The sequence below is a fragment of the Emticicia sp. TH156 genome (assembly GCF_002855535.1).
GTDB lineage: Bacteria > Bacteroidota > Bacteroidia > Cytophagales > Spirosomataceae > Emticicia > Emticicia fluvialis.
Genome location: NZ_PKRS01000002.1, coordinates 95,125 through 120,013, shown reverse-complemented (window position 1 = coordinate 120,013; position 24,889 = coordinate 95,125). Strand labels below are relative to the sequence as shown.

Annotated in this window: 19 protein-coding genes; 7 read left to right on the top strand and 12 right to left on the bottom strand. The window is 44.0% G+C overall.

Features of this window, described 5'->3' with window-relative positions:
• Window position 1 precedes the first annotated feature (1 nt).
• The gene (locus C0V77_RS04470) at window positions 2-508 is read right to left on the bottom strand and encodes a molybdopterin-dependent oxidoreductase (RefSeq protein WP_101725142.1); all 507 of its coding nucleotides are present in this window, start codon (window positions 506-508) and stop codon (window positions 2-4) included.
• A 185-nt stretch (window positions 509-693) separates the two neighbouring features.
• On the opposite strand from C0V77_RS04470, the gene C0V77_RS04465 reads away from it, so the two are divergent.
• The 4 genes from C0V77_RS04465 (at window position 694) to C0V77_RS04450 (ending at window position 8,103) form a co-directional block, all read left to right on the top strand.
• Complete coding sequence (locus tag C0V77_RS04465; RefSeq protein ID WP_101725141.1) at window positions 694-1,053, top strand: winged helix-turn-helix domain-containing protein; 360 nt, start codon at window positions 694-696, stop codon at window positions 1,051-1,053.
• A gap of 65 nt (window positions 1,054-1,118) precedes the next feature.
• Window positions 1,119-1,874: a sulfite exporter TauE/SafE family protein gene (locus C0V77_RS04460; protein WP_101725140.1), complete on the top strand. Its 756-nt coding sequence runs from the start codon at window positions 1,119-1,121 to the stop codon at window positions 1,872-1,874.
• A gap of 163 nt (window positions 1,875-2,037) precedes the next feature.
• Window positions 2,038-4,485: a glycosyl hydrolase family 95 catalytic domain-containing protein gene (locus tag C0V77_RS04455; protein ID WP_101725139.1), complete on the top strand. Its 2,448-nt coding sequence runs from the start codon at window positions 2,038-2,040 to the stop codon at window positions 4,483-4,485.
• Window positions 4,486-4,746: 261 nt separating this feature from the next.
• On the top strand, window positions 4,747-8,103 hold the full coding sequence (locus C0V77_RS04450) for a ThuA domain-containing protein (RefSeq protein WP_101725138.1): 3,357 nt from the start codon (window positions 4,747-4,749) through the stop codon (window positions 8,101-8,103).
• 296 nt (window positions 8,104-8,399) lie between these two features.
• Here C0V77_RS04450 and C0V77_RS04445 read toward each other — a convergent pair whose 3' ends face one another.
• Window positions 8,400-9,200 carry a LexA family transcriptional regulator gene (locus tag C0V77_RS04445; RefSeq protein WP_101725137.1) on the bottom strand — a complete coding sequence of 267 codons (801 nt, stop codon included), beginning with the start codon at window positions 9,198-9,200 and terminating at the stop codon, window positions 8,400-8,402.
• 93 nt (window positions 9,201-9,293) lie between these two features.
• On the opposite strand from C0V77_RS04445, the gene dinB reads away from it, so the two are divergent.
• Both dinB and C0V77_RS04435 read left to right on the top strand, forming a co-directional pair.
• Window positions 9,294-10,484, top strand: a complete 1,191-nt coding sequence (gene dinB / locus C0V77_RS04440; RefSeq protein WP_173830521.1) for a DNA polymerase IV — start codon at window positions 9,294-9,296, stop codon at window positions 10,482-10,484.
• Window positions 10,485-10,511: 27 nt separating this feature from the next.
• A complete protein-coding gene (locus C0V77_RS04435; RefSeq protein ID WP_101725135.1) occupies window positions 10,512-13,499 on the top strand; it encodes a DNA polymerase III subunit alpha in 2,988 nt (995 codons plus the stop codon).
• Here C0V77_RS04435 and C0V77_RS04430 read toward each other — a convergent pair whose 3' ends face one another.
• On the bottom strand, window positions 13,500-14,003 hold the full coding sequence (locus C0V77_RS04430; protein ID WP_101725134.1) for a hypothetical protein: 504 nt from the start codon (window positions 14,001-14,003) through the stop codon (window positions 13,500-13,502). It abuts the gene before it with no gap.
• 259 nt (window positions 14,004-14,262) lie between these two features.
• On the opposite strand from C0V77_RS04430, the gene C0V77_RS04425 reads away from it, so the two are divergent.
• Window positions 14,263-15,138, top strand: a complete 876-nt coding sequence (locus tag C0V77_RS04425) for a PIG-L deacetylase family protein (RefSeq protein ID WP_101725133.1) — start codon at window positions 14,263-14,265, stop codon at window positions 15,136-15,138.
• Between the two features lie 51 nt (window positions 15,139-15,189).
• Here the strand turns inward: C0V77_RS04425 and C0V77_RS04420 are convergent, their stop codons facing one another.
• The 9 genes from C0V77_RS04420 to C0V77_RS04380 all read right to left on the bottom strand — a co-directional run bounded on the left by C0V77_RS04420 (window position 15,190) and on the right by C0V77_RS04380 (window position 24,739).
• Window positions 15,190-17,052 (bottom strand): penicillin-binding transpeptidase domain-containing protein, encoded by a 1,863-nt coding sequence (locus C0V77_RS04420; RefSeq protein WP_101725132.1) that lies wholly within the window; start codon window positions 17,050-17,052, stop codon window positions 15,190-15,192.
• A gap of 309 nt (window positions 17,053-17,361) precedes the next feature.
• Window positions 17,362-17,556, bottom strand: a complete 195-nt coding sequence (locus C0V77_RS04415; protein WP_101725131.1) for a hypothetical protein — start codon at window positions 17,554-17,556, stop codon at window positions 17,362-17,364.
• Window positions 17,557-17,643: 87 nt separating this feature from the next.
• Window positions 17,644-18,429, bottom strand: a complete 786-nt coding sequence (locus C0V77_RS04410) for a LexA family transcriptional regulator (RefSeq protein ID WP_143706002.1) — start codon at window positions 18,427-18,429, stop codon at window positions 17,644-17,646.
• Window positions 18,430-18,562: 133 nt separating this feature from the next.
• Window positions 18,563-19,459, bottom strand: coding sequence for a DUF6454 family protein (locus tag C0V77_RS04405; protein ID WP_101725129.1), 897 nt, complete (start codon window positions 19,457-19,459; stop codon window positions 18,563-18,565).
• A gap of 96 nt (window positions 19,460-19,555) precedes the next feature.
• Window positions 19,556-22,171 carry a DNA gyrase/topoisomerase IV subunit A gene (locus C0V77_RS04400; protein ID WP_101725128.1) on the bottom strand — a complete coding sequence of 872 codons (2,616 nt, stop codon included), beginning with the start codon at window positions 22,169-22,171 and terminating at the stop codon, window positions 19,556-19,558.
• A gap of 101 nt (window positions 22,172-22,272) precedes the next feature.
• A complete protein-coding gene (locus C0V77_RS04395) occupies window positions 22,273-22,968 on the bottom strand; it encodes a superoxide dismutase (RefSeq protein WP_101725127.1) in 696 nt (231 codons plus the stop codon).
• Between the two features lie 63 nt (window positions 22,969-23,031).
• A complete protein-coding gene (locus tag C0V77_RS04390) occupies window positions 23,032-23,727 on the bottom strand; it encodes a phosphoribosylanthranilate isomerase (protein ID WP_101725481.1) in 696 nt (231 codons plus the stop codon).
• 40 nt (window positions 23,728-23,767) lie between these two features.
• Entirely contained in the window at window positions 23,768-24,382 is a 615-nt protein-coding gene (gene recR, locus C0V77_RS04385) for a recombination mediator RecR (protein WP_101725126.1), read from the bottom strand.
• Between the two features lie 63 nt (window positions 24,383-24,445).
• On the bottom strand, window positions 24,446-24,739 hold the full coding sequence (locus tag C0V77_RS04380) for an ATP-dependent Clp protease adaptor ClpS (protein ID WP_101725125.1): 294 nt from the start codon (window positions 24,737-24,739) through the stop codon (window positions 24,446-24,448).
• Window positions 24,740-24,889: the final 150 nt, after the last annotated feature.

The following is a 24,889-nucleotide window of genomic DNA, read 5'->3' as shown; positions in this document are numbered from 1 at the left end:
TTTATTGAATGGCAGATACTACCCTGATACTGACCACTTCTCTTACCCAACGGGCGTGTTTTTTGTCTTTAGGCACAACGAATCGAAAGGGGCCTTCGCCTTTGGGCAGTGCCTGCCCATCTACCTTATCGGCTATGATGATTAGCTGGTCTGTAAATTCGGGGTCCAGTTCAGGTAAAGCAAAAACTGCCTGATAGCCGTCAGCCGCTTTGGCAATCAGATATTTGGTCAGGTTTTTGCCACGCAGCTGGGTACCAAGTGTGGCATTGGCCTGCTTTAAGATTTCTGATACGGCAACACCACTGAACAAATGCTCTTTACCGTCTTGGTCTCTGCCTTTAACCTCGGTGCGTGGCAGTTTCGCAAAATCAGTTTCAGCAATGATAAGTGGTTTTTCAACCTCGCCTTCTACTTTCAGGGTGGTTGTCTGTGCATCAGCAAAGCCTGAAACAAGCATAAGCACCAGTATGCAGAGCGATAATTGAATTCGGAAAGAGCTGGTCATCATTCGTTTGGTAGTTTTATGTAGAGTCGCTATATTTGAAAAAATATAGCGTTTCAAATATAGAACATTTCATGCAAACACAATAAATGAAGAGGCTATAAATAATCGGGTAATTAGTAATGGGGTATGTATTTCTTTCAAGGCTTTACACTATTTTTGTAAAAGAGCTTTATTTAAACACAACAACTATGCAGGAGTTACCCTCTGGCGTGAAAGACATAAAAGTGGCCGGTAGTATCTGGATTGAACGTGCTGATGGCTCAGAGCGGTATCTGGGCAAGGGGCGCATTCAGCTAATGGAACTTATCATTGAGCATGGTTCAATCTCTAAAGCGGCACAGGCCATGCAGATGTCGTACAAAAGAGCCTGGGACCTGATTACTTCTATGAACACCCAGTCAGAAAAACCTTTAGTGGCTACACAAGTAGGTGGCAAACAGGGCGGTGGAGCCATCGTAACTGACGAGGGCCACCGGGCCATAGAGGCCTATAAAGCATTGCAACAACGATTCGAGGCATTTATGAGAGAGGAGACCCAAAAATTATAGGAGTAAATATTTTATTGCCTTCAGTAAAATACTGATATTGCGTTGTATTTTAATAAATATAGCGAATGGCTCAATCTATTCTCATGGACTCTTCCTTCTATCTTCTGCTTTTTCTGATGGCCATTGTGGCGTTTCTTTATTCTTCTGTTGGGCATGGAGGGGCAAGCGGATACCTGGCAGTAATGGCATTGGCAGGAGTAGCGCCATCGATGATGAAATCGTCTGCGCTAATCATGAACCTGGCGGTTTCCTTGTTTTCTTTTATAGGGTTTTATAGAGCGGGTTATTTCAGAGTCAACCTGTTTCTGCCGTTTGCACTGGCAAGTATTCCAATGGCGTATCTGGGGGGTACCATGACACTGCCCGATAGCCTGTATAAAAAAATTCTGGCGGCCTGTATTCTTCTATCAATTGCACGTTTGCTATACCAGTTCAGGTCTGAAGAAACCCCTAATCGCCCTGTGCCATTATGGGCAAGTCTCATTTCCGGTGCATCCATCGGGCTATTATCGGGTATGATAGGCATTGGCGGTGGTATTATCCTTAGCCCCTTGATGTTGCTGATGCGCTGGGCAAAACTCAAAGAAACCGCAGCGGTATCGGCGTTGTTTATCTTTGTCAATTCACTTTCCGGTTTGTATGGTCAGTTATCAAAAGGGGGCATTCATCTCACACCAGACCTGCAATGGGCAGTAGGCGCTACCATAGCAGGCGGGCTGCTGGGGTCTTATTTTGGTAGCCGGCGTTTCAATATTCCAACGCTCCGATACCTGCTTGCCACCGGGCTTGCCATAGCCACTATCAAGCTTTTCTTTACCTGATTTCTTAACGGGTCAAATTCTCCTTTTTTAACACCGAAACACCAAAAGGTTTCCGGAAGCTGTTATATTTGTTGCACAATTGCTCTTTGCTTTTCCATAACTGCTGCTTTTCTACCCGGCAAAGTAAGATTGAATAATTTAACAACCCTGTACACTTCCTTTTATGAAAAGAATCTTATTCATTCTTATATTTTTTACTACGGCCCTGCAAGCCCAGCAGGCCAACCTTAAGCTCTGGTACAAGCAACCGGCCAATACCACCTGGACCAAAGCCCTGCCATTAGGCAACGGACGTTTAGGCGCTATGGTTTATGGTAATGTAAAGACTGAAACTTTTCAGCTGAACGAATCTTCATTCTGGTCGGGTAGCCCCAGCCGCAACGATAACCCCGATGCCAAAGCCGCATTGCCGGGCATCAGAAAATTAATTTTTGAAGGTAAAAATCAGGAAGCACAGGAGTTGGCACAGAAAAGCATCATTGCCAGAAAAAACCACGGGCAGATGTTTTTGCCTGTGGGTAATTTGCAACTGGATTTCCCCAACCATGAGAGTTACGATAATTACAAACGAGAACTGGATATTGAACAGGCTCTACAAACCACCACTTATCAGGCCAACGGAATAAAATATACACGCACTGCATTTATATCTATCCCCGACCAGATAATGGTCATTCGCCTGAATGCCAATAAGCCTAAAAGTATATCGTTCCGCTTATCAATGAACAGCCCTTTTAAAACGGCATCGGCAGTTCAGAAAGACGAGTTATCGGTCTGGGGGCTGGGCAAAGACCATGAAGGCGTAAAAGGTGCGGTAAGGTTTAACACCATTGCCAGAATACTACCCAACGATGGGCAAATGAGCAGAAACGACTCAAGCCTGAATGTTGAAAACGCCACGGCCATTACACTTCTGGTATCTGTTGCCACCAACTTTGTCAATTATCAGGATATAAGCGGTGATGAAAGCAGAAAAGCCAGGAGCTACATGGAAAAAGCAGCAAAAATACCATACAGCAATTTGTTCAATAACCATATATGTGAGTACCAGCAGTTGTTTAGGCGTGTAACATTAGATTTAGGTTCAACAGAAGCAGCAAAACTGCCTACCGACGAACGCCTGAAAGCTTTTGCACAAGGTAACGACCCAGCTCTGGTGTCGTTGTATTTTCAGTTTGGCCGGTACCTGCTCATATCTTGTTCACAACCCGGCGGGCAACCCGCAAACTTGCAGGGCATCTGGAATAATCAGGAGAATCCGCCCTGGGACAGCAAGTACACCATTAATATCAACACCGAAATGAACTATTGGCCTGCCGAACTCACCAACCTGCCAGAAACGCATGAGCCGCTGTTTGATATGGTGCATGAGCTGTCGGAAACCGGCGCTGAAACTGCCCGCAGAATGTATGGCGCCAATGGCTGGGTGGCACACCATAACACAGATTTATGGCGTATAAACGGAGCAGTAGACGGGGCTTTCTGGGGTATGTGGCCAATGGGCGGCGCCTGGCTGAGCCAGCACCTGTGGCAAAGGTATTTATACAGTGGCAACAAAGTATTTCTGCAAAAATATTATCCGGTTCTAAAGGGCGTTGCTACTTTCTACCATGATTTTCTGGTTACAGAGCCAACACATCAATGGCTGGTGGTAACACCCAGCACATCGCCTGAAAACTCGCCTGCCGGTAGGCCCAACTCATCTATAACAGCGGGTGCAACTATGGATAACCAACTGGTTTTTGATGTGTTTTCTAACCTTATCAAAGCTGCCGAAATTCTGAAAACAGATGCTGAATTTGCAAATCAGATTAAAGCCAGACTGAAATTGATCCCCCCAATGCAGATAGGGCAGTATAATCAGTTGCAGGAATGGCTGGAAGACCTGGACGACCCCAAAGACCAGCACCGGCATATTTCGCATCTGTATGGTCTTTTTCCGTCTAATCAGATTTCGCCCTATCAAAACCCAGCCTTATTTGCGGCCGCACGCAATTCATTAATTTACAGGGGCGATGTGTCTACAGGCTGGTCAATGGGCTGGAAAGTAAACTGGTGGGCAAGGCTGCTGGATGGTAATCGCGCCTATAAACTGATAACCGACCAGTTGTCGCCCGCCGAAGCGCCCGGCCGGAAAGGAGGTGGTACCTACGACAACCTGTTTGATGCCCATCCGCCGTTTCAGATTGACGGCAACTTTGGCTGCACTGCCGGTATTGCGGAAATGCTGGTACAAAGCCATGATGGGGCCATTCATTTATTACCTGCCCTGCCCGACAGATGGAGAGAAGGCAGCGTGAGTGGATTAAGAACCAGAGGCGGTTTTGAAATTGTAAAAATGGCCTGGAAAGACAGCAAAATAACAGAACTGGTTATTAAATCTACCATTGGGGGTAACTGCCGCCTGCGCGTAGGTAATGCACTGAGCCCGGATATAACCATGAGTAACGCAGAGGGCATAAACCCTAATCCGTTTTTTCAGACGGCGGCTATTAAAGAGCCACTGGTATCACCCAAAGCCAAAGTCAATGCCGATTTTATCAGGCAAAAATTTGAGTATGACTTGCCTACTGATGCAGAGGAAACGTATGTAATATTGTTGGAGAGGTAAGTGATAGGCCAAAGCGAATATTTGACTTACTGCAGATTTATCAACTCAAACATAAGCGGCCATATTACAGTGAAATGGCTGCTAAAAAGTAACGCTATCAATGCCTGAAGGCTAAATAGGTAGCCATGTAAGTAGTACATATCTGCGTAACTCAGTATAATCTTATATATATTCTCAAAAAAATACTTTTAATGTATTACTGACACTTATTCTTTGCTTTTTGATTACATTTGTCGGTCATTCAAATTATTAGAAATTCTAATGAAAAAACAATTCAATCCTATTCTTATTCTACTATTTCTGCTTGTGAGTGCAAGCGCTTTTGCACAGCAAAAAAAAGTTTTGGTTTTTTCTTTAACAAAAGGTTTTCATCACAACTCCATTAAAGAAGGAAACCAGTTTTTTCTTGACTTAGGCAAAAAGCAGGGTATTGTGGTAGACACCACAACCGACGCCACTAAGTTTAATGAAGCCAATCTGAAAAACTACAATGCTGTTGTGTTTTTAAGTACTACCGGCGACGTGCTGAATCCGGCACAACAGGCCGATTTTGAGCGGTATATTCAGGCCGGTGGCGGTTACTTTGGTATCCATGCGGCATCAGATACCGAATATAACTGGCCCTGGTACAACGACCTGATGGGAGGGTATTTCGCCAGCCATCCGGGCGGCAGAGTATCAAACGTGCAAAAAGGTAAAATGATTACGCTCGACAAGACCTTCCCGGCTTCGGCGCATTTTCCTGATACTTTTGAAAAAACCGACGAGTTCTATGATTTCAAATCTTTGAAAAAAGATATCCTGAAGTTTATTGTAAGGGTAGACGAAAGCAGCTACCAGATGGGTAGAATGGGTGACTTCCACCCAATGGCCTGGTATCATGAGTTTGACGGCGGTAAAGCCTTTTACTCAAACTTTGGTCATACGCCTGAAACCTTTACCAAAGAGCCATTAATAGCAGAACACTTCTGGCAGGGTTTAAAATGGGTAATGGCAAACAAGCTTGACTACTCAAAAGCCCGCTCGGTACGCGCACCGGAAGAAAACCGTTTTGAACGCATTACATTGGCAAATAACCTGAACGAGCCTACCGAACTGGCCGTTCTACCTAACGGCAAAGTAATTTTTGTAGAGCGCAAAGGAGCCGTAAAAGTATGGAACCCCGCTACCAAAAAAGTGAAGGTGGCAGGCCAAATGCCGGTTTACACCAAGTTTGAATATGGCCTGATGGGTGTGGGTGCTGACCCTGACTATGAAAAAAATCACTGGATTTACCTGTACTATACACCAGACGAAACCCGCGAGGCAACGAAAGATAATTTCCTGTCAAGATTTGTGTATGACGATAAAAAAGACACCGTGGTGATGTCGTCAGAAAAAGTGGTGTTGCGTGTGTTTGTCAAACGCGATGAGTGTTGCCACACAGGTGGTTCAATAGACTGGGACGGTAAAGGAAATCTTTTCCTTTCAACCGGCGACGACACCAACCCGTTTGCTTCAGAAGGTTATGCACCTATTGACTTTCAACCGGGTCGTGAAGGATGGGACGCCCTTCGTTCATCGGGTAATACAAACGATTTGCGCGGTAAAGTACTAAGAATAAAACCGGAAGACAACGGCACCTACAGTATTCCTGAAGGCAACCTGTATCCGGTAGGAACAGACAAAACCCGCCCTGAAATATATGCAATGGGTATGCGTAACCCATACAGAATTGCGGTTGATAAACGCAACGGCTATTTATATTGGGGCGATGTAGGCCCTGATGCCGGTAAAACTAACGACAAACGTGGCCCTGAGGGTATTGTAGAGTTTAATCAGGCGCGTAAACCGGGCTTTTTCGGCTGGCCTATTTTTACGGGCGACAACTTTGCTTACAACCACTATAATTTTGCAACCAAAGAGTCAGGCCCTAAATATGATGCAGCTAAGCCTATCAACGATTCACCAAACAATACAGGCCTGAAAGAACTGATGCCTGCCACAAAAGCCTGGATTTACTATGGTTATGGCCCATCGAGACAATATCCTGAGTTTGGTAAGGGTGGTTGTAACCCAATGGCAGGGCCGGTGTATTATTCAGACGATTATACAAAAAATCCGAAACGTTTCCCGAGTTACTTTGATGGCAAGTTCTTTGCCTATGAGTGGATGCGCGACTGGATTTACCTGATAAGTATGGATAAAGACGGCAACTATCAGGGTATGGAAAGATTTATGCCTAATACCCGTTTTTATCACCCGATGGACATGGCTTTCTCAAAAGATGGCCGTCTGTTTGTGTTAGACTACGGTATGAACTGGTTTGCCCAGAACGAAGAAGCCACCCTGTCGGTAATAGAGTATAACCCCGGTAACAGAAAACCGGTTATTACCATGGCAGCCGATAAAAAGGCCGGTGCAGCGCCGTTGGCAGTAGCCTTCTCATCAGCCGGAACGATGGACTACGATAAGGATGCGCTGAAATACGCCTGGAATTTCGGCAAGGGTTTACCTGTAAGCACACAGGCTAACCCGAAGTTTACTTTCACCAAACCAGGTGAATACAACGTGGTATTGACCGTAACTGATGCCGCCGGAAACAAATCGTCGCAAACTACGATTGTAAAAGTAGGAAATGCCGAACCGACAGTAAACATTTCAATAAAAGGTAATAAGACGTTCTTCTTCGATAACGAAAAAATTGCTTACGACGTAAAAGTAACCGATAAAGAAGACGGTACCCTAAGCAAAGGTATTGACCCTGAAGATGTAGTGGTAAACATCAATTATCTGGAAGGCTACGACAAAACCATGCTTGAACAAGGCCACAAAGAAAATGTGAACTTTGCGGCCGGTAAACGTCTGATTGATCTGAGCGACTGTAAGGCTTGTCATTCGGTAGATAAAAAATCAATCGGGCCTGCTTATATAGATGTAGCCAAGAAGTACCGTCGCGGACAAACGGCTATCAACCAACTGGCTGAAAAGGTTATTAAAGGTGGCGGCGGTGTATGGGGCGAACAAGCCATGGCTGCTCACCCGCAATTATCAATATCTGATGCCAGAGACATGGTTGACTACATATTGTCATTGAACGACACCAGAAAAACCTCTCAGCCTGTAACAGGTACTTATGAAGGCGCTGCTCATAAAGGCAAAAAAGAAGGTGCTTATATCATTCAGGCTACTTATACCGACAAAGGCGGCAAAGTAATAGGCCCGCTGACAACCAGCAGATCTTTAGCTTTGCGTAGCCCTAAAATGAAGGCTGTTACTTACGATGACGCAAAAGCCATATCGAAATTTGCAGTAGAACAATTAGGTGGCGATGTGGCCGTGGCGAACGAAAACGACAGCTACCTGGTTTTCAAAGGTATTGACCTGACGGGCATTAAAACCATTGTGGTAGGGGCAATATCGCAGAAAGGCACAACCGTAGGTGGTACCCTGGAAGTAAGACTGGGCTCACCGACCGGAACAGTGGTAGGCACCGGCGAAGTGCAGGAAGCAAGCATGGCTCCTGTTAAAGTAAAGGTAAACACAGCCGGCGAGCAGGATATTTATTTTGTATTCAAGAATCCGAAAGCTGAAGGTAAACCATTGTTTGCTGTAAACACCATTGAGTTTCAGAACTGATTGATGGCTGAGAGATAATAAAAAGCGTACTTATGGCTTGCCGTAAGTACGCTTTTTTGATTAATGAAAGATATGATAATCAATAAGTAATGCAGTGCCTTTAACTACTTGAATGACAGCGAATAAATCCGCTACCTATCATAGCAAAGGTATTTTATGTTCACAGCCTACCTAAGTTGGTATGTATAATCAGATAGTCCTTTGTTTAAATAGCCGCCGAATTGATTCGGTGAAACCAGAGTAGTTGAAACAGTTTCAGAATATAAGTCAGCGTGTTAAAACTTGTTGGCTAAATACTAACCCTTACCCCCAAGCCTCTGTTTTATTTCCTCAATTCCTCTGGTAAGGCCGCTCATTTGCTGAAACAGATTATTCAGCGAGTATTCGTCAGGGGCATATTCCTTTGTGCTGATGTAGCACTTAAATTCCCATAGTTCCAGTACACTCTCCAGCGGTATTTCGTAGGGGCTATACATTTTGTTGTCTGATACCATCAGTAAAACGCCTTCCTGCTTTTTTATATATACGCGCTTATACGCAATGCCAGAGGTAGCCACTACCACATAAGTGCGGCCGTCTTTTACATCACTCATACGTTCTATGAATCGCCCGATAATGATAGATTCATCGGGGATAGGCAGCATCGAATCGCCGGTAAGCGGAAACCCCCTATGTGTACCGTTACCTATAAATGGCAGAGCTGCCTTGGGGAGTGTTTCTATAAATTCGGGGTCGGCATAACCGCTCAGATACCCTGCCGATGCCTTTACGGGTACTACTTCAATGCTTTCAAACTTGCCATCATCCTTAATTAGAATCGGAAACAACAATCGGTTTTCGCCTACGTGCATCAGCCCTTTCAAATCAACCTTGCTTAAGTCAGACTTCACCAGGGCATCAAGCGCCAGATGAAAATAAGAAGAAATAGCCACCAGCGTATCAATAGGTATTGCCCTTGTACCCTGTTCATAATTGGCATAGCGGGTGCTCGGAATGGCCAGCGCATCGGCCAGTTGCTCTTGTGTGAGCCCTTTGCTTAACCGCATTAATTTGATGTTACGCGCTATTTTTATCTGACTAACTAATTGATTTTCCATGAGCTACACAATTTGTATAGACAATATTACACAAAATGATTATACTTTTATCGCAGAATCCCTGTAAAATTTTTCCACATTATAATTTTGTATATGGACAAAGCCATAGTACACTATGATCTCGATTCCTTTTTTGTGTCAGTCGAACGATTAAAAAATCCGTCACTTATTGGCAAACCTGTGGTTGTGGGTGGGTCAAGCGAGCGGGGTGTGGTGGCCTCGGCCAGTTATGAAGCCCGTAAATTCGGAGTGCATTCGGCTATGTCTTCACAACTGGCTAAACGGCTGTGCCCCGATGCCATTTTTGTAAAAGGCGACCACGAGTCATACATCAAATATTCAGGTATGGTTACTGATATCATTACTGAAGATGTACCCGTAGTAGAAAAAGCCAGTATTGATGAGTTCTATTGTGATTTTACGGGCATGGATAAATTTTTTGGCTGTTATAAATGGGCAAAAGGAATTAAAGAGCGGATTGCAAAAGAAACGGGCCTTAATACCACCTTTGGCCTCAGTACAAGCAAGACCGTTAGCAAAGTAGCCACCAATGAGGCCAAGCCTAATGGCAAAATGCAGGTACTTACAGGTTACGAAAGGCCGTTTCTGAACCCCCTGTCAATCAATAAACTACCTATGGTTGGCGACACCACCGCCAAAACCCTGAGAACCATGGGCGTAAAAAACATAGGCACACTGGCCGCTATGCCCATAAAAATGATGGAGGCCGTATTTGGCAAAAACGGAAAGTTATTCTGGGAGCGGGCCAATGGCATTGATGATACCCCCATTGTGCCGTATCATGACCAGAAATCTTTTTCAAAAGAAATGACTTTCGATAAAGACACCACCGACGTGGCCCGGCTTAAATCAATACTGGTGTATATGGTAGAAAGCCTGACTTTCGATTTGCGGAGCCAGATAAAATGTGCCGGATGTATCACGGTTAAAATACGCTATTCAAATTTTGATACCTACACCCGGCAAACTCATGTACTTTATACTTCTGACGACCAGGTGATTATTGAAAAAGTACTCGATTTGTTTGATAACCTGTACGATAAAAGGCTTTTAATAAGGCTGATAGGGGTGAGGCTCAGCAAACTGGTGCAGGGGTACTCACAGATAAACCTGTTCGACAATTCATCCAGATTTGCCTCGCTGCATCAGGCTATGGACAAAGTGAAGTACAAACATGGCGAAAAAATACTGGGCAGGGCTTACGGCATGCAATTGGGTAAAGCCCCTATGGTAAATGCAAAAGACCTGCAACTGACCAGGTAATCATCAAACATTTAACATCTATAATATATGTATTTAAACTGCCACAGCCATTTCAGTTTCAATTATGGTACGCTCAGCATCAAAGATTTGGTTGCCAGAGCCAAAGCCGCCGGATGCCGTAACCTTGCGCTTACTGATATTAACACCACCAGCGGCCTGTTCGATTTCATAAAAGAGTGTAAAAAAGCCGATATTAAAGCCATTGTAGGGGTAGAGTTCAGAAACAGCGATGAAGTAAAATACACTGTACTGGCAAAGAACCAGAATGGGCTGCATGAAATCAACCGGTTTTTGTCTGAGTATCTGGCTTCCGGAAAGCCCTATCCGCAAAAGGCGCCGCCATTCCGGGATAGTTTTGCTATTTATCCGATGAGCTATTTTGAATCAAACCCAACGCTTGACGAACACGAGTATATAGGCGTGCGGTTCTGGGAGCTAACCCGGCTTTTTAAGTTTCATAAGCACTCGGCTATTCAGAAGGTGCTGGCCATACATACGGTTACGTTTCATGACAAGATTACCTTTAACCTGCACCGTTTGCTGCGGGCCATCAGTAAGAATGTACTTTTGAGCAAGCTGCCTAAAAATGAAGAGGCTTGCCCTGACGAGATTTTTGTTGATATCCCAACCCTGATCGACAAATTTGCCGATTACCGTATGTTTATGAAAAATACTGCTCTGGTAATTAACAATTGCAATTTTGAGTTTAACACGCACACCGATAAGAATAAAAGATTCTATACTAAAAATAAAGAAACTGATATGGAGTTTCTGCGGAAACTTACTTTAGATGGTGCTTCTAACCGGTATGATATAACAAATGCTGAAGTAATCAGGCGGATAGATAAGGAGCTGGCGATTATCAGCCAGATGAACTTTGCTGCATATTTTCTCATGACCTGGGACATCATCAATTATGCCAGAACAAGAGGGTATTTTCATGTAGGCAGGGGCTCTGGGGCAAATTCAATTGTAGCCTATTGCATAGGTATTACAGATGTAGACCCTATTGAGCTTGACCTGTACTTTGAGCGGTTCATTAATCCTGAACGCACATCACCGCCTGATTTTGATATTGATTTTTCGTGGGATGAGCGCGACGAAATCATTCAGTATATTTTTAAACGATACGGTAAAGAACACGTTTGCCTGCTGGCCACCTATAACACTTTTCAGCGTAACTCAGCCATACGTGAGCTGGCCAAGGTATTTGGCCTGCCCAAGCCAGAGGTCGATATGTACCTGCGCTACCCCGAAAGGGCCCAGAGCAACGAATACATGCGGTATATTCTGAAATACGCTCCGTTGATGGACGAAATGCCTAACAACCTGTCTATCCATGCAGGGGGTATTCTGATTTCGGAAGAGCCCCTGTTTAATTATACCGCACTGCAACCCATGCCCAAGGGGTTTCCGATATGCCAGTGGGATATGTACGTAGCTGAAGAAATTGGTTTTGCCAAGTTTGACGTGCTGTCGCAACGGGGGCTGGGGCATATAAAAATGGCTGTTGACCTGGTGCGAGACAACCACAGAATTAACATTGATATCCATCAGGTACATAAATTCAAAAAAGATGAAAACATCAGGAAGCAACTACAGGCCAACGAAACCATGGGCTGCTTTTATATAGAGTCGCCGGCTATGCGTCAGCTGATGTGGAAACTCAGATGCGATAATTACCTTACCCTGGTAGCGGCCAGCTCTATTATACGGCCGGGTGTTGCCAGCAGCGGCATGATGAAAGCCTACATAGAACGGCACCACGACCCCCACAATATTCAGTACCTGCATCCAAGAATGAAAGATTTGCTGGAAGATACCTACGGAGTAATGATTTATCAGGAAGATGTGATAAAAGTGGCTCATGGGTTTGCAAAAATGACATTGGGCGAGGCCGATATGCTCAGGCGTGCCATGTCTGGCAAATATAGAGCCAGAATGGAATTTCAGAAAATAGTAGACAAATGGTTTGCCAATTGCCGGGCTGAAGGCTACAGCGACGAACTGGCAAAAGAAGTATGGCGGCAGGTAGAGAGTTTTGCAGGTTATAGTTTTTCGAAGGCGCATTCGGCGTCTTATGCAGTAGAGAGTTACCAGAGTTTGTATCTGAAAACCTATTTCCCATTAGAGTTTATTACGGCTGTTATTAACAATTTTGGTGGTTTTTACCGAACCGAGTTTTATATACATGAAGCCAAACGTTGCGGAGCAACTATTGAAGTGCCGGATATTAATGAAAGCAATATGCTTACGGGCATTAAGGGCAAAACCATCTGGCTGGGTTGGATTCATATCAAAAGCCTTGAAGTAAAAATTGTTAAAAACATACTCGACGAAAGAAACCAGAAAGGCCGTTTCTTGTCTTTTGCTGATTTTGCCCATCGCGTTCCGATTGGCCTTGAACAACTGATTGTGTTAATAAGAGTGGGGGCATTCAGGAATTTCGGCATGACCAAGAAAGAACTGCTGTGGGAAGCCCACCTGTTGTTGCATAATAATTTCAAGCCGTCGGCATATAAAGAGGCACTGTTTGAGTACCTTGAGCCAGAAACCCATCTGCCGGCTTTGTCTTATGACCCCCTGGAAGATATGTATGACGAAATAGAATTTCTTGATTTTACCGTAGGCTCCCCCTTCGATTTATGTGCCGAGCCCGTGTCCGATACCTGCACCATAGATAAACTGCACGAAATGCTGGGGCAGCCTGTTAACATATACGGCTACCTGATAACCTGGAAATCAGTACGTGCCAAAAACGGGCAGTTGATGGGCTTTGGTTATTTTTATGATTACTCAGGGAAATTTTTTGATACCGTACATTTTCCTAAAACGGTTGAGAAATACCCGTTGCGTGGTTCTGGTATCTATCATCTTTGTGGTAAAGTGGTAGAGGATTTCGGCTTTTATTCAATAGAAGTAGAGTCTATGCGTAAAGTTGAACTAAAGCCAGACCCCAGAAGTGTATCAGAGCCTATCTCTGATGCCTCACTGGCTTTTGTAATCAGCGATTAACTAAGCTATAAAGCGCCGCCAGCCTAAATAAATAAGTACAAAGAGAACCACAAAAATGCCCAGTAGCATAGTAATAGGCATATAAGAGAAAACAACAATATGAATTTTCTCTAAAAACCACATGAAAGCCATAGTTGCAAAGAGCATAAACCACAGGCCTGCTATTTTACCAAAACCCGGAATCAGAGCCAAACGCACGCTTTTGCTGATAATGAAAATAGTAACCAGCATCACCACCACAGGTAGAATTTGCATGTACACGTCCATTTCCATCACGTTGCCATGCTGAAATACAAAAAAGTAGATATTGAGTGCAACAGCAAAAACACCGGGTATACTTACCAGATATATCAGCACGGCATACAGGTATTTCCAGGGCGGCAGGTGCCCTTCATTTTTGCCTAGCAACCCCGCCAGAATGGCTGCGGCAGGAATCCCCGCAAAATAAAACAGCAATAAGCCCGGATGTGCGCCAATTTGCTGAAAAAGCTGCTGTAAGGTCATTTTTTTGTTATTGTTTTAGCAAATGTAAATGGTTTTTTTCAGAGAAAAACAAAAGTAAAGGATGGCCGGATAAAAATCCTGACCAGTGTGTCTGTCAACTTTTATTGTTGTATTCCGGGCAATGTGCATACAGGCTATGTGGTATATACATTTGGGTAATGTAAAATTATTGAGTAGTTTGAATAGATTGTTTAACACCTGAAAATATTCTATTTTTATCAGTAAATTAGTCATATTCAACCCTTTAAACAACACTAGTATGATCAGACGTATATTTTTACTGGCTTTTTTGCTGGTAAGCGCTATGGTATACAGCCAGACCCAAAAACCGCTGAGAATTATTATGATTGGCGCCCACCCCGATGACTGTGATTTGAAATCGGGCGGAACAGGTATTTTGTTCTCAAAAATGGGCCATGCTGTTAAATTTGTATCTGTAACCAATGGCGATGCCGGGCATCAGAGCGAGGGTGGGGGCATGCTGGCTAAAAGAAGGCTGGCCGAAGCTAAAGAAGCCGGCAAACGCTTTGGTGTAGAATACGATGTGCTAGACAACCACGATGGTGAACTATTACCCAGCCTCAATGTAAGGCTGCAGATTATCCGTAAAATAAGAGAATGGGAGGCCGATGTGGTAATTGCACCAAGGCCGAATGATTACCACCCCGACCACCGTTATACTGGTGTATTGGTGCAGGATGCCGCCTATATGGTAGGTGTGCCTAATGTGGCGCCTGATGTGCCGCCATTGAAGAAGAATCCGGTGTTTTTGTATTTTCAGGATGGTTTCCAGCGCCCAAACCCTTTCAGGCCTGATGTAGCCATTGATATATCTGGCGTGTATGACCAGAAGATTCATGCTCTGGATGCGCACGTGTCGCAGTTTTATGAGTGGCTGCCCTGGATAGGCGGTTTTCTGGATCAGGTTCCACAGGGTAAGGCAGAGAGAAAAGCCTGGCTAACAAAGACCCGTGCCGTAAACATAACACCCGAAGCCAGAACATCGCTGGAAAAATGGTATGGAAAAGCGCACGCAGCCAATGTAAAACATGCCGAAACTTTTGAGGTATGCGAATATGGCTCCAGACCTACTGATGAAGATTTAAAGAGGCTGTTCCCGATGCTGAAGAATTAAAAAAAAGCGGGCTATTCATTTGAGTAGCCCGCTGCATTTATAAAGTCAATGTTAATTTTCAGGTGTTAAGTTCTTTGGTTGCTGTCCTTTGCTGGCGGCTGTGGTACGGTAGCTGGTATTCATAATCTGTACGGCATATTCTTTACGTTTCACCTGGCCGTTCAGGTACTTCTCTATCAGCAACGAGGCTATCGGTGCAGCCGCGCGTGCTCCCCAGATACCATTCTCAACCACTACGGCAATAGCAATTTTAGGGTTTACCCTTGGGGCAAATGCAATAAAAAGAGAGTGGTCGCCGCCCTTTTTGTTTTGTGACGTACCTGTTTTGCCGCAAACCTCAATGCCTTCTATGCGCGCCACACGGCCTGTGCCGCTTTCAACCACGGCATACATGCCATTTACCACAGGCTCAAAGTATCGGGCTTCTACACCTGTCTGATGTACTTTTACCAGGTCAGGTTTTACACCTCCTTTGGGTTGCCCCACACCTTTTATCAGGTGAGGTGTAACCCAGTATCCCCGATTCGCCAATGCGGCGCACAGGTTAGCCAGTTTCAGTACGTTTACTCCCAGTTCTCCTTCGCCGATACTCAATGAATAAATATTTGAGAATTTCCATTCGTTTTTACCATATACTTTATCGTAACGCTCAACACTTGGCAAAAGCCCGGCTTTTTCGCCCGGCAGGTCTATACCCAGCTTAATGCCGAAACCAAATTTCTCCATCATGGTATGCCATACAGCAAGGCCTTCACGCGCCGATATAAAGGGGTTAGATTCGTTATTGTTACCAATTATTTTCTTGAAAACATTAAAGAAATAAGGGTTACATGAGCTTTGAATTGCATTATGCAGGTTGGCTGTATGCAATGCAGAGTGCCCATGGCAGGCCATTGGAGACGGGTAACCCGTAAATGACGTAGTAGGTGTAATGACGCCCTCCTGCAATGCAACGGCTGCCTGCACCAGCTTGAACGTTGAACCCGGGCGATAGAACGAGTTAGTTACCCGGTTGATTAGCGGCTTATCGGGGTTTTTTGACAGCTCTCTGAATTTTGCCGAAAAAAGTTTACCAGACAGCTCGTTAGGGTCATAGGTAGGGTAAGAGCCCAGCGTCAGAATTTCGCCGGTATTGGGTTCAATAGCTACCACACCTCCTACCTTGTTCTGAAAAAGGCTGTCGGCAAACTGTTGTAAGCCCATGTCAACCGTTGAGTGCAAGTCTTTACCAATCACTGCCAGTGTATCAAAGCTGCCACCGCCATACGCCCCTTTTTCTTCTCCTTTTACGTTAACAAGCGTAAAACGCGTGCCTTTCTGGCCGCGTAAGTCAAGCTCATATTCTTTCTCCAGCCCTGTAAGGCCTATGTAATCTCCTTTGCGGTAGTATTTATTATCTCCCTGGGCCTCGTATTGCGTTTTTGATAACTCACCTATATACCCAAGTGCATTGGCCATAGTAGCCGCCGGATAAGTGCGGAAAAACGACTGCTCAAAATTAAAGCCAGAGAAATTCACCATGGCGTCGGCCACTTTAGCGTAGTCTTCTTTTGATAATTGTCTGATAAAGATTGAGGCTTTGTTGACCGAATATTCTTTGGCCACACGCATGGTGCTGTCAAAGAATTTTCGGGTAATGCCAAACAGGTTGCAAAAGGTAAGCGTATCCATTGGCTTTACCTTGCGTGGTGTTACATACATATCATATACCTCTACATTGGCTACCAATAGTTTTCCGTTGCGGTCATATATCTGCCCGCGTAAGGGTATCTGTATGTTTTTTCTGATGGCATTGCTAGAACCCAGCGAACGGTAGCGGTCGTCAATAACCTGTAAATAAAGTAATCTTGAGATGTAAATCAGAAGAACTGTAAAAAATATAAAAAGAATGGTTGTTTTACGATTTTCGAGCATTCGTATTGTAATTGTTTAAAGCACAATACGAAATTAGCTAAGTTTTGGTTAATATTCTTGCCTGGATGCAGAATATTTTTCTGGCTTGCGCAAAGCCTGAACCGCCACTATTGTAGTTGGGGTATGCTATTTACCCGGCTGTGTGTGCAAATTTAAGTTATATGTTGAAGTGCACAAGTTATAAAGTATAAAAGCAGAGAGAAGCAGCCCGTTTCAGTTAAAGGACATTAATTATCGGGTTTTTTGTGTGGATACCCTGCTTCTCTGCTAATGCTTTTTTATGGATGGGATGGGATTCAATCATATTAATTATTTGGTGTCTGACAGGGCTATTAAGTTGAGGTATGTGGGTTTCTGATAGCCCATTTTGGCAATTGTTACTTTCACTTTTTTAATGGCTTGTTTTTTATTGGAAGCCGGCAGGAAATCGTGCATCTTGAAGTCGATACCTTCAGCCATAAATTCATAAATTTTCATACTTAAATCTAATTTAGCGGTTTGCATTTTTCTGGATATTTTAGAATTAATAGATATTTTAAAAATGATTTTAATAATCAGCCAGCCTTAACGAGGTCCTTACTATCGATATAATCACAACTTCATGTTTAACTTAATGGTATTTACATCGCTCTGAATGCTCTGTAAAACCGAGAAAAGTAAATCTGAAGGTTGTGTGTCGGCAGGGTTTATGCTGCAGACAAACTCCCATATTTCGAAAACTTCTTTAAATGGTAATTTATATGGTGCGTAATACGTATTATCAGAGTGTAACATTAAGTACCCGTCGGCTTTGTTAAACCGGTGTATTCTTTTATAAACCAGGCCATCGTTTTGTGTAAGTATCACATAGGTTTTACCGTCTTTTATGTCGGCGAGGTTTTCCAGGTATTTACCTATCACAAAAGCGCCTTTTTCAAGCGGGGGCATAGAGTCTCCTACAATCGGGAAACCCCTGTATTTACCGTTGGCAATGTAAGGCAGAGATATACGGGGCAGATTCTGTATAAAGCCGGGGTCATTATAGCCGCTCAGGTAACCTGCCGAGGCTTTTACCGGTACCAGCTCAATCATATCATTGCCTTGTTCATCAACCATAATCGGAAACAACACCCTTTTGCCGCCTATTTCCATCAGGCTTTGAGGGTCGGTTACAGTAGTCAGGTCAATTGTTATCAACGCATCTATTGACACGCTAAAAAACTTTGCTATATTTGTCAGACCATCAATGGTTGGAGAAGATTTGCCTTCTTCCCATGACCCCAGCGTGGTTCTGGGTACATTGAGCGTTTCTGCCAATGCGCCCTGGCTTAACTCTTTCAGCTTACGTAAATGAGCTATATTGAGTGAAAGCAAAGTTTTGTTTGTACCTGTCTTCATGTTCTGCCGATATTTTCGGATTTTTGTGCCGAAATCTTCGGCAATTATAAATACTATTTTTTTATCTTCCAAATAGTATTGGAAAAAAATCTTTTTTTTTAGGAATTTTTCTTCTAATATCCTTAGAAGATTCTTATGGCTTTAAAACAGCATCGTATATAAAAAGCGTTGCGGCTTTATCGTCGTCAGGGCAGAAGTAGGCTCTGATGCCTTTAGGTGTTGATTCAACCCAGAAGGGGTTTTGGGTCATGGGTGCGCCTGTGGGTGACCACAATCTGACTGGTACCTGATGCACCGGGCGATGGTCTTTCAGGCTAATAAGGTCAAAACCGCCTAAACGGATTGTGTGCCCATTATGGCTGTAACGCTGCAAGCCTGAGCAAATCATCAGGTTCTGGCCCACATTGTGGCAGTCCTGGTAGTCGATATAAAATGATGGGTTAGCTATGCGTAGTTTTTCCGGCGATACGTCTGTATTCTTCAATGCGCCTTTCCGTGTCAATTTCCATTGGTAGAAATTTCTTGACCCCCAGCTAACGCCAAACAGTGTGCTGTTGTCGGTATTGTGTACAATGCCCCCGATGTGGTCTTTAAAGCGTATTACTTCGGTTGCCTTCAGGGTAACCGGGTTAACCTTATAGATGATAGACTGGCTGTTCGGGCGGTATTCAGCCACTGGTACCCAGATATACTCGCCGTCATAATCGATACCACCGGGATGATACATAGTGCCTTCGCCCAAAGTGATGCCGGCAATTAATTTACCGGTGGAGTCTATCTTGAACAAGTGGCCTGTTCCATTGCCGGTACTTCCGTTTACGGGTGATGTTTTTACTTCAACTGAACTCAGATAAAAGAACTCGCCGACTTTGACCATCCCCTGTGGGTGATAGGCAGAAAACTGCAAAGGTATAGCCGCCACCTGTTGCCATTGGGTGTCGTTTTTTAATTTTTTTATATCGGTAATGAGGTTTTGCGCCAGCGAGCAAGCAGGGCATAACAGCGCAATGGCAATCAGTATGTAACGCATAGCAATAAATGATAGTTGAATGCTAAATAGGCAGAAATATAAAAGGGGAAACCGAAATTTCCCCCATTTGTATCATTAAATTATAGTTACCTGCGGTTAAAACAATGCCAGTTGCCCGTCATTATCATCGGTATTCTCAGTGGCATCGGCCTCTGTTTGTGTATTGGTTTCTTCGGCCACTTCCTGCTTCACTTCCACCTCTTCAGGTTTTGGCTCAAGCATTTGTACATCCAGTATTTCAAATACGTTCAGTTTCTGACCAATGGCTTTCCAGCCTCTTACTTCAACAAACTCATCTACCAGAATGGTCTGGCTTTCAGCAGGCGATTTTTTATCTGCCTTGGTTTTAACCTGTATCCTCGGGTGCTTGTCGACACTTACCGCCAGCATACGCGAGTTTTTGGTGTCTGTAATAAACAAGAATTTCTTATCTATGGTTGTGGTTTCAATCTTGAAGCGCTTAATGTAATAGGTTTTATGCTCGCCATCAAAATACAGACAAGAGATGATGCGCTCTGGCGAGAATTTTACCACTTCGGCAATTTCTTTTGGTTCGTATCGATTAGTCAATTCAAAGTTGGTCAATTCATACTGTCCGTCTTTATAAAGTACGAGTATGCGGTCTTCCGAACCAAAATTGCCCAGATATAATCCATGCTCGTCGCGATTCAGCTTACCTATTACGGCATCAAACCAGATGTCTACACCACCCAGGGTTGATTTTCCGGCCGATTTCATGATAATTTTTCTGACCGGAAACTTGGTAAGCACATTGCCCATCGAATTCCGGTTCTTGATGGCCAGAGCCGAGAAATCCCACTCGAATTGTTTCTTTTTAGCAGTTGAGTTGGCCGTCAGGTTAACGGTTACAATTTCTGCTTCGCCGTTGTCATTGGCTGTAAAGTATAGAATTTTCGATTTCGGATTCCCCATCGTCAGGTCGTATTCTTTGTCTCGCGTAATGCCCGACACAAAGAAGCGCTTGGCGTAAGAGGTGCCCGACTTGGCATCTACATAAACTACATTGTAGATTTTTCGTTCATCATTTTTGCGGAACACCGAGCAATAGATGATGTCTTTACCTACAAAGACTTTATCCTGAATTTTGGTGATAATATACTTGCCGTCTCGCTTGAAAGCAATGATGTCGTCAATATCTGAGCAGTCCATCACATACTCATCTTTTTTAAGCCCATAGCCTATAAAGCCGCCTTCACGGTCTATATATAGTTTCTGATTATTGGCGGCTACTACTGTGGCCTGTACGGCATCAAATTGTCGGATTTCAGTTTTACGCTCACGACCTTTTCCGTATTTGCGAAGAATTTCTTTGTAGAAATCAATGGTATAGCGCACCAGATTCTGCAGGTTGTCTTCTACTTCTGCCAATTCCTGCTCCAGGCGACGCATCAGTTCATCGGCCTTGAATGAGTCATATTTAGAGATACGCTTGATTTTGATTTCACACAAACGCAGGATGTCTTCCTCGACAATTTCGCGATAAAAATCTTTCTTAAACGGTTCAAGCCCTCTATCAATTGTTTCTATAACGGCTTCAAAGGTTTCGCACTCTTCAATGTCGCGGTATATTCGGTTTTCAATGAATATTTTTTCTAACGAGCTGTATAATAATTTCTCTTTCAGTTCATGCTTCCTTATCTCCAACTCTCGTTTCAGCAGGTGCATGGTTTGCTGTGTAGCCAGGCGCAGAATCTCACTAACGGTTACAAAATGAGGTTTTTCCTCAATAATAACGCAGGCATTGGGCGAAATGGAAACCTCGCACTCTGTAAAGGCATACAGGGCGTCAATCGTAATGTCCGGCGATGTATTCGGCGCCAGATGCACAATGATTGATACTTCTTTGGCGGTGTTATCTTCTACCTTCTTTATCTTTATTTTGCCGGTATCATTGGCTTTGATGATAGAGTCAATGAGCGACGTAGTGGTTGTACCATAAGGTATTTCATTAATAATTAAGGTCTTTTTATCGGCCTCTGAAATCTTGGCTCTTACTTTTACCTTACCACCGCGCAAACCGTCATTGTAGTTGGTTATGTCTATCATACCACCCGTCAGAAAGTCAGGGTATATCTGAAACGGCTCTTTTCTGAGATACGCCATGGCGGCCTCGCACACTTCTACAAAATTATGTGGAAGTATTTTGGTAGAAAGACCTACCGCAATACCTTCTACGCCCTGCACCAGCAGCAAAGGAAATTTAGATGGCAGGTTGATTGGCTCGCGTTTCCGGCCGTCATAAGACATCTGCCATTCGGTGGTATCTTCATTGAAGAGTACATCGTTGGCAAATTTGGATAGCCTTACCTCAATGTAACGCGGAGCAGCAGCGCCGTCGCCGGTGCGGATATCACCCCAGTTACCCTGGGTGTCTAGCAGAAGGTTTTTTTGGCCTAAAGAAACAATGGCATCACCGATGGAGGCGTCTCCATGAGGGTGAAACTGCATGGTAGAGCCAATTACGTTAGCCACTTTGTTGAAGCGGCCATCGTCCATTTCTTTCAGGGCGTGCATTACACGGCGTTGCACAGGCTTAAGCCCGTCTTCAATGGCCGGTACGGCTCGCTCCAGAATTACATAAGAAGCATAGTCGAGAAACCAGCTCTCGAACATATCATCGATAACTTCTTTTTGGTGAAGCGGATCATATTCCGGATTTTCGTCATTCATGGGAATCAATTCAGAAAGCATTATTTTAATGCAAATATAGCAAAATATTGCCTATTAATAAGCAAAAAAGGACTTACGGTGCGTAAATCCTTTTTTGGGTAATGGTACGAAATGTCTTTTTATCAGGCTGCTTCAAAATTTTCGCTTACCTTTTTCCAGTTCACTACATTCCAGAAAGCGTTAATATAATCGGCACGCTTATTCTGGTATTTAAGATAATAGGCATGCTCCCAAACATCAATGGCCAATACGGGTGTGCCCTTGTCTGGTGCTACGTCCATCAGCGGATTATCCTGATTAGGCGTTGAGGTAATCTTTAGTTTTTTATTGGTATCTACAATTAACCAGGCCCAGCCCGAACCAAAACGGGTAGTAGCTGCTTTGGCAAATTCTTCTTTGAATTTGTCGAAACTGCCAAAAGAGCTGTTAATAGCAGCCGCTAGTTTACCGGTAGGAGCGCCACCAGCATTCGGGCCGAGAATCTGCCAGAAAAAGGTATGATTCCAGTGTCCGCCACCGTTGTTTCTTACCGCTACCGGATGCTTGCTTATATCTTTCAATATATCAGTAAGGGGTGTTTTTTCAAGCGGGGTGCCGGCAATAGCCTTATTCAGGTTGTCTACATAAGCCTTATGGTGGCGGTCATGATGAATCTCCATGGTTAGCTTATCTATATGGGGTTCAAGCGCATCGTTGGCATAAGGAAGCGGCGCCAGGGTGTACATGCCTTCAAAGCTGACAGGTTTTGCAAAAACATCACCCATTTTTAATAAAAAGGAGCTTCCGACGATTGCTTTGATGAAATCTTTTCTGTTCATGGTTTATGCAGGGATTTATGGTAAAAGAATCTTTTTTGAATTTCGGTTCGTAAATATAAAAACTTAAATCTTATTAACTTCATTAAAAAATGTTTCCAGTTTAAACAAATCAAGACTACCGTTTGTTCTCACGCCACTGCACAAATCTAAACCATAAGGCTGTACACGGTCAATGGCTGCTCTTACGTTGGTGGCGTTCAGCCCACCTGCCAGAAATACCGGCACCCGCGACTGCTCTACGATTTTCCGGCTTACATCCCAGTTGTGTACACGGCCGGTGCCACCTAATTCTTTTACTGACAGATTCGGATTGCCGGAGTCTAACAGAAGCGCATCTACCTTTTCGGCAATAGCCAGTGCCTCATCAATCGTGCTTTCATCAATTACATGTATAACCTGCACAATTTTTACAGATGGTATTTCAACCCTGAAGTCTTCATAAATGCCATCTTCAAGGGCATCAACTATCTGTATTACATTACTATTGACGGCTCTCTGGTGTTCAATAATGGCTTTACTGCCTGTGCGGCTGGTTAATAAAAAAGAGGCTATCGGTGGCGGGATTGCGGCCACAATTTCACGGATTAAGTCGTCCGGAATAGGGCCGGGGCCGCTGGGCATTTTAGCCACAAGGCCTAGTGCCGACGCTCCGAAACTGATGGCCTCCTGAGCCTCCTGAACAGAACTGATGCAGCAGATTTTAACACGTGGTATACGGCTGGGCTTAGGCAGGGCTATTGGGGTTTCGGAGGTTGTCATGCTTGCAACTAAATTAAGGTCATACGCACAGGCATTCGTTTTATTCATAAGCTATGCGGCTCAGAATACTTCTGCCCAGGGTTACTTCGTCGGTATATTCCAGGTCACCGCCAATGGGTATGCCCCGCGCAATGGTGCTGATTTTAACCGGAAATGCCCTTAGTTTTTTCTGCAGATAAAAAGCGGTAGTATCGCCCTCCATAGTCGGGCTTAGTGCCAGAATCACTTCCTGTACCTTTTCTGTTTCATCTGTATGTTCTAATCTTTTTAAGAGGGAGTCTATGTGCAGGTCGTTGGGCCCTATGCCCATCATAGGCGAGATGATGCCCCCCAGCACATGATACAGGCCTCTGTATTGGGCGGTGTTTTCAACAGCCAGCACGTCGCGGGTGTCTTCAACCACGCAAATTATCTGGCGGTCGCGACGTGTTGAGCTGCATATCTGGCAAAGTTCCTGGTCTGATATGTTGTGGCACTGGCGGCAATAGGTGGTTTGCGTACGCATGGCAACCAGTGCGTCAGCCAGTAACTGTGTTTGCGCTTCTTCTCTTTTCAGTAAATGCAAAACCAGTCTCAAGGCAGATTTTTTTCCAATACCGGGAAGCTTTGAGATTTCAACGACAGCGTCTTCTATTAATTTTGAGGGGAAATTCAATGCAATAAAGCCTTTTGTTGTAACGAATAAGATTGTACCGGATTTAATGTTGGGTAAAATACTTTATTTCAGCATTACTTCAGCCGAAATCTCTCTTCTGCAAATTTCATTTCTCATAGCAACCAACTCTTCAAAATCACCGGTTTTTACGGCACATTGCCCTTTATAGTGTATAATAAGTGTGCATTGCTCGGCCTGTTCGGGCGAATGATGACAAACATCAATTAAAGTTTCTATCACGTGGTCGAAGGTATTAAAATCGTCATTAAACACAACCAGCTCCCATAGTTTAATACTTGCAATATCCTCTACAACTTCCTCAATGATTTCAACCTCCGGATTCGGTAATGGTGTCATTTCTAAAAACTTTACTAAATTTAATGAAACACTTTGAATATTGAATATACAATCAACAGCTAAACAAATACATCTGCCGGAAATGCTCAGTTTCCGGCTATTTTTATGCTAATATAATTCATTCTTTGAAAAGAGCAGTTTTGTTATGGC

What these genes read in the sequence shown, in the direction of transcription:
- C0V77_RS04450 (WP_101725138.1), top strand. Translation starts at nt 4,747, where the DNA reads ATGAAAAAACAATTCAATCCTATTCTTATTCTACTATTTCTGCTTGTG.
- C0V77_RS04470 (WP_101725142.1), bottom strand. Translation starts at nt 508, where the DNA reads ATGATGACCAGCTCTTTCCGAATTCAATTATCGCTCTGCATACTGGTG.
- C0V77_RS04405 (WP_101725129.1), bottom strand. Translation starts at nt 19,459, where the DNA reads ATGCGTTACATACTGATTGCCATTGCGCTGTTATGCCCTGCTTGCTCG.
- C0V77_RS04410 (WP_143706002.1), bottom strand. Translation starts at nt 18,429, where the DNA reads ATGAAGACAGGTACAAACAAAACTTTGCTTTCACTCAATATAGCTCAT.
- C0V77_RS04460 (WP_101725140.1), top strand. Translation starts at nt 1,119, where the DNA reads ATGGCTCAATCTATTCTCATGGACTCTTCCTTCTATCTTCTGCTTTTT.
- C0V77_RS04380 (WP_101725125.1), bottom strand. Translation starts at nt 24,739, where the DNA reads ATGACACCATTACCGAATCCGGAGGTTGAAATCATTGAGGAAGTTGTA.
- C0V77_RS04400 (WP_101725128.1), bottom strand. Translation starts at nt 22,171, where the DNA reads ATGCTTTCTGAATTGATTCCCATGAATGACGAAAATCCGGAATATGAT.
- C0V77_RS04390 (WP_101725481.1), bottom strand. Translation starts at nt 23,727, where the DNA reads ATGACAACCTCCGAAACCCCAATAGCCCTGCCTAAGCCCAGCCGTATA.
- C0V77_RS04445 (WP_101725137.1), bottom strand. Translation starts at nt 9,200, where the DNA reads ATGGAAAATCAATTAGTTAGTCAGATAAAAATAGCGCGTAACATCAAA.
- C0V77_RS04425 (WP_101725133.1), top strand. Translation starts at nt 14,263, where the DNA reads ATGATCAGACGTATATTTTTACTGGCTTTTTTGCTGGTAAGCGCTATG.
- C0V77_RS04415 (WP_101725131.1), bottom strand. Translation starts at nt 17,556, where the DNA reads ATGCAAACCGCTAAATTAGATTTAAGTATGAAAATTTATGAATTTATG.
- C0V77_RS04435 (WP_101725135.1), top strand. Translation starts at nt 10,512, where the DNA reads ATGTATTTAAACTGCCACAGCCATTTCAGTTTCAATTATGGTACGCTC.
- C0V77_RS04420 (WP_101725132.1), bottom strand. Translation starts at nt 17,052, where the DNA reads ATGCTCGAAAATCGTAAAACAACCATTCTTTTTATATTTTTTACAGTT.
- dinB (WP_173830521.1), top strand. Translation starts at nt 9,294, where the DNA reads ATGGACAAAGCCATAGTACACTATGATCTCGATTCCTTTTTTGTGTCA.
- C0V77_RS04455 (WP_101725139.1), top strand. Translation starts at nt 2,038, where the DNA reads ATGAAAAGAATCTTATTCATTCTTATATTTTTTACTACGGCCCTGCAA.
- C0V77_RS04395 (WP_101725127.1), bottom strand. Translation starts at nt 22,968, where the DNA reads ATGAACAGAAAAGATTTCATCAAAGCAATCGTCGGAAGCTCCTTTTTA.
- C0V77_RS04430 (WP_101725134.1), bottom strand. Translation starts at nt 14,003, where the DNA reads ATGACCTTACAGCAGCTTTTTCAGCAAATTGGCGCACATCCGGGCTTA.
- C0V77_RS04465 (WP_101725141.1), top strand. Translation starts at nt 694, where the DNA reads ATGCAGGAGTTACCCTCTGGCGTGAAAGACATAAAAGTGGCCGGTAGT.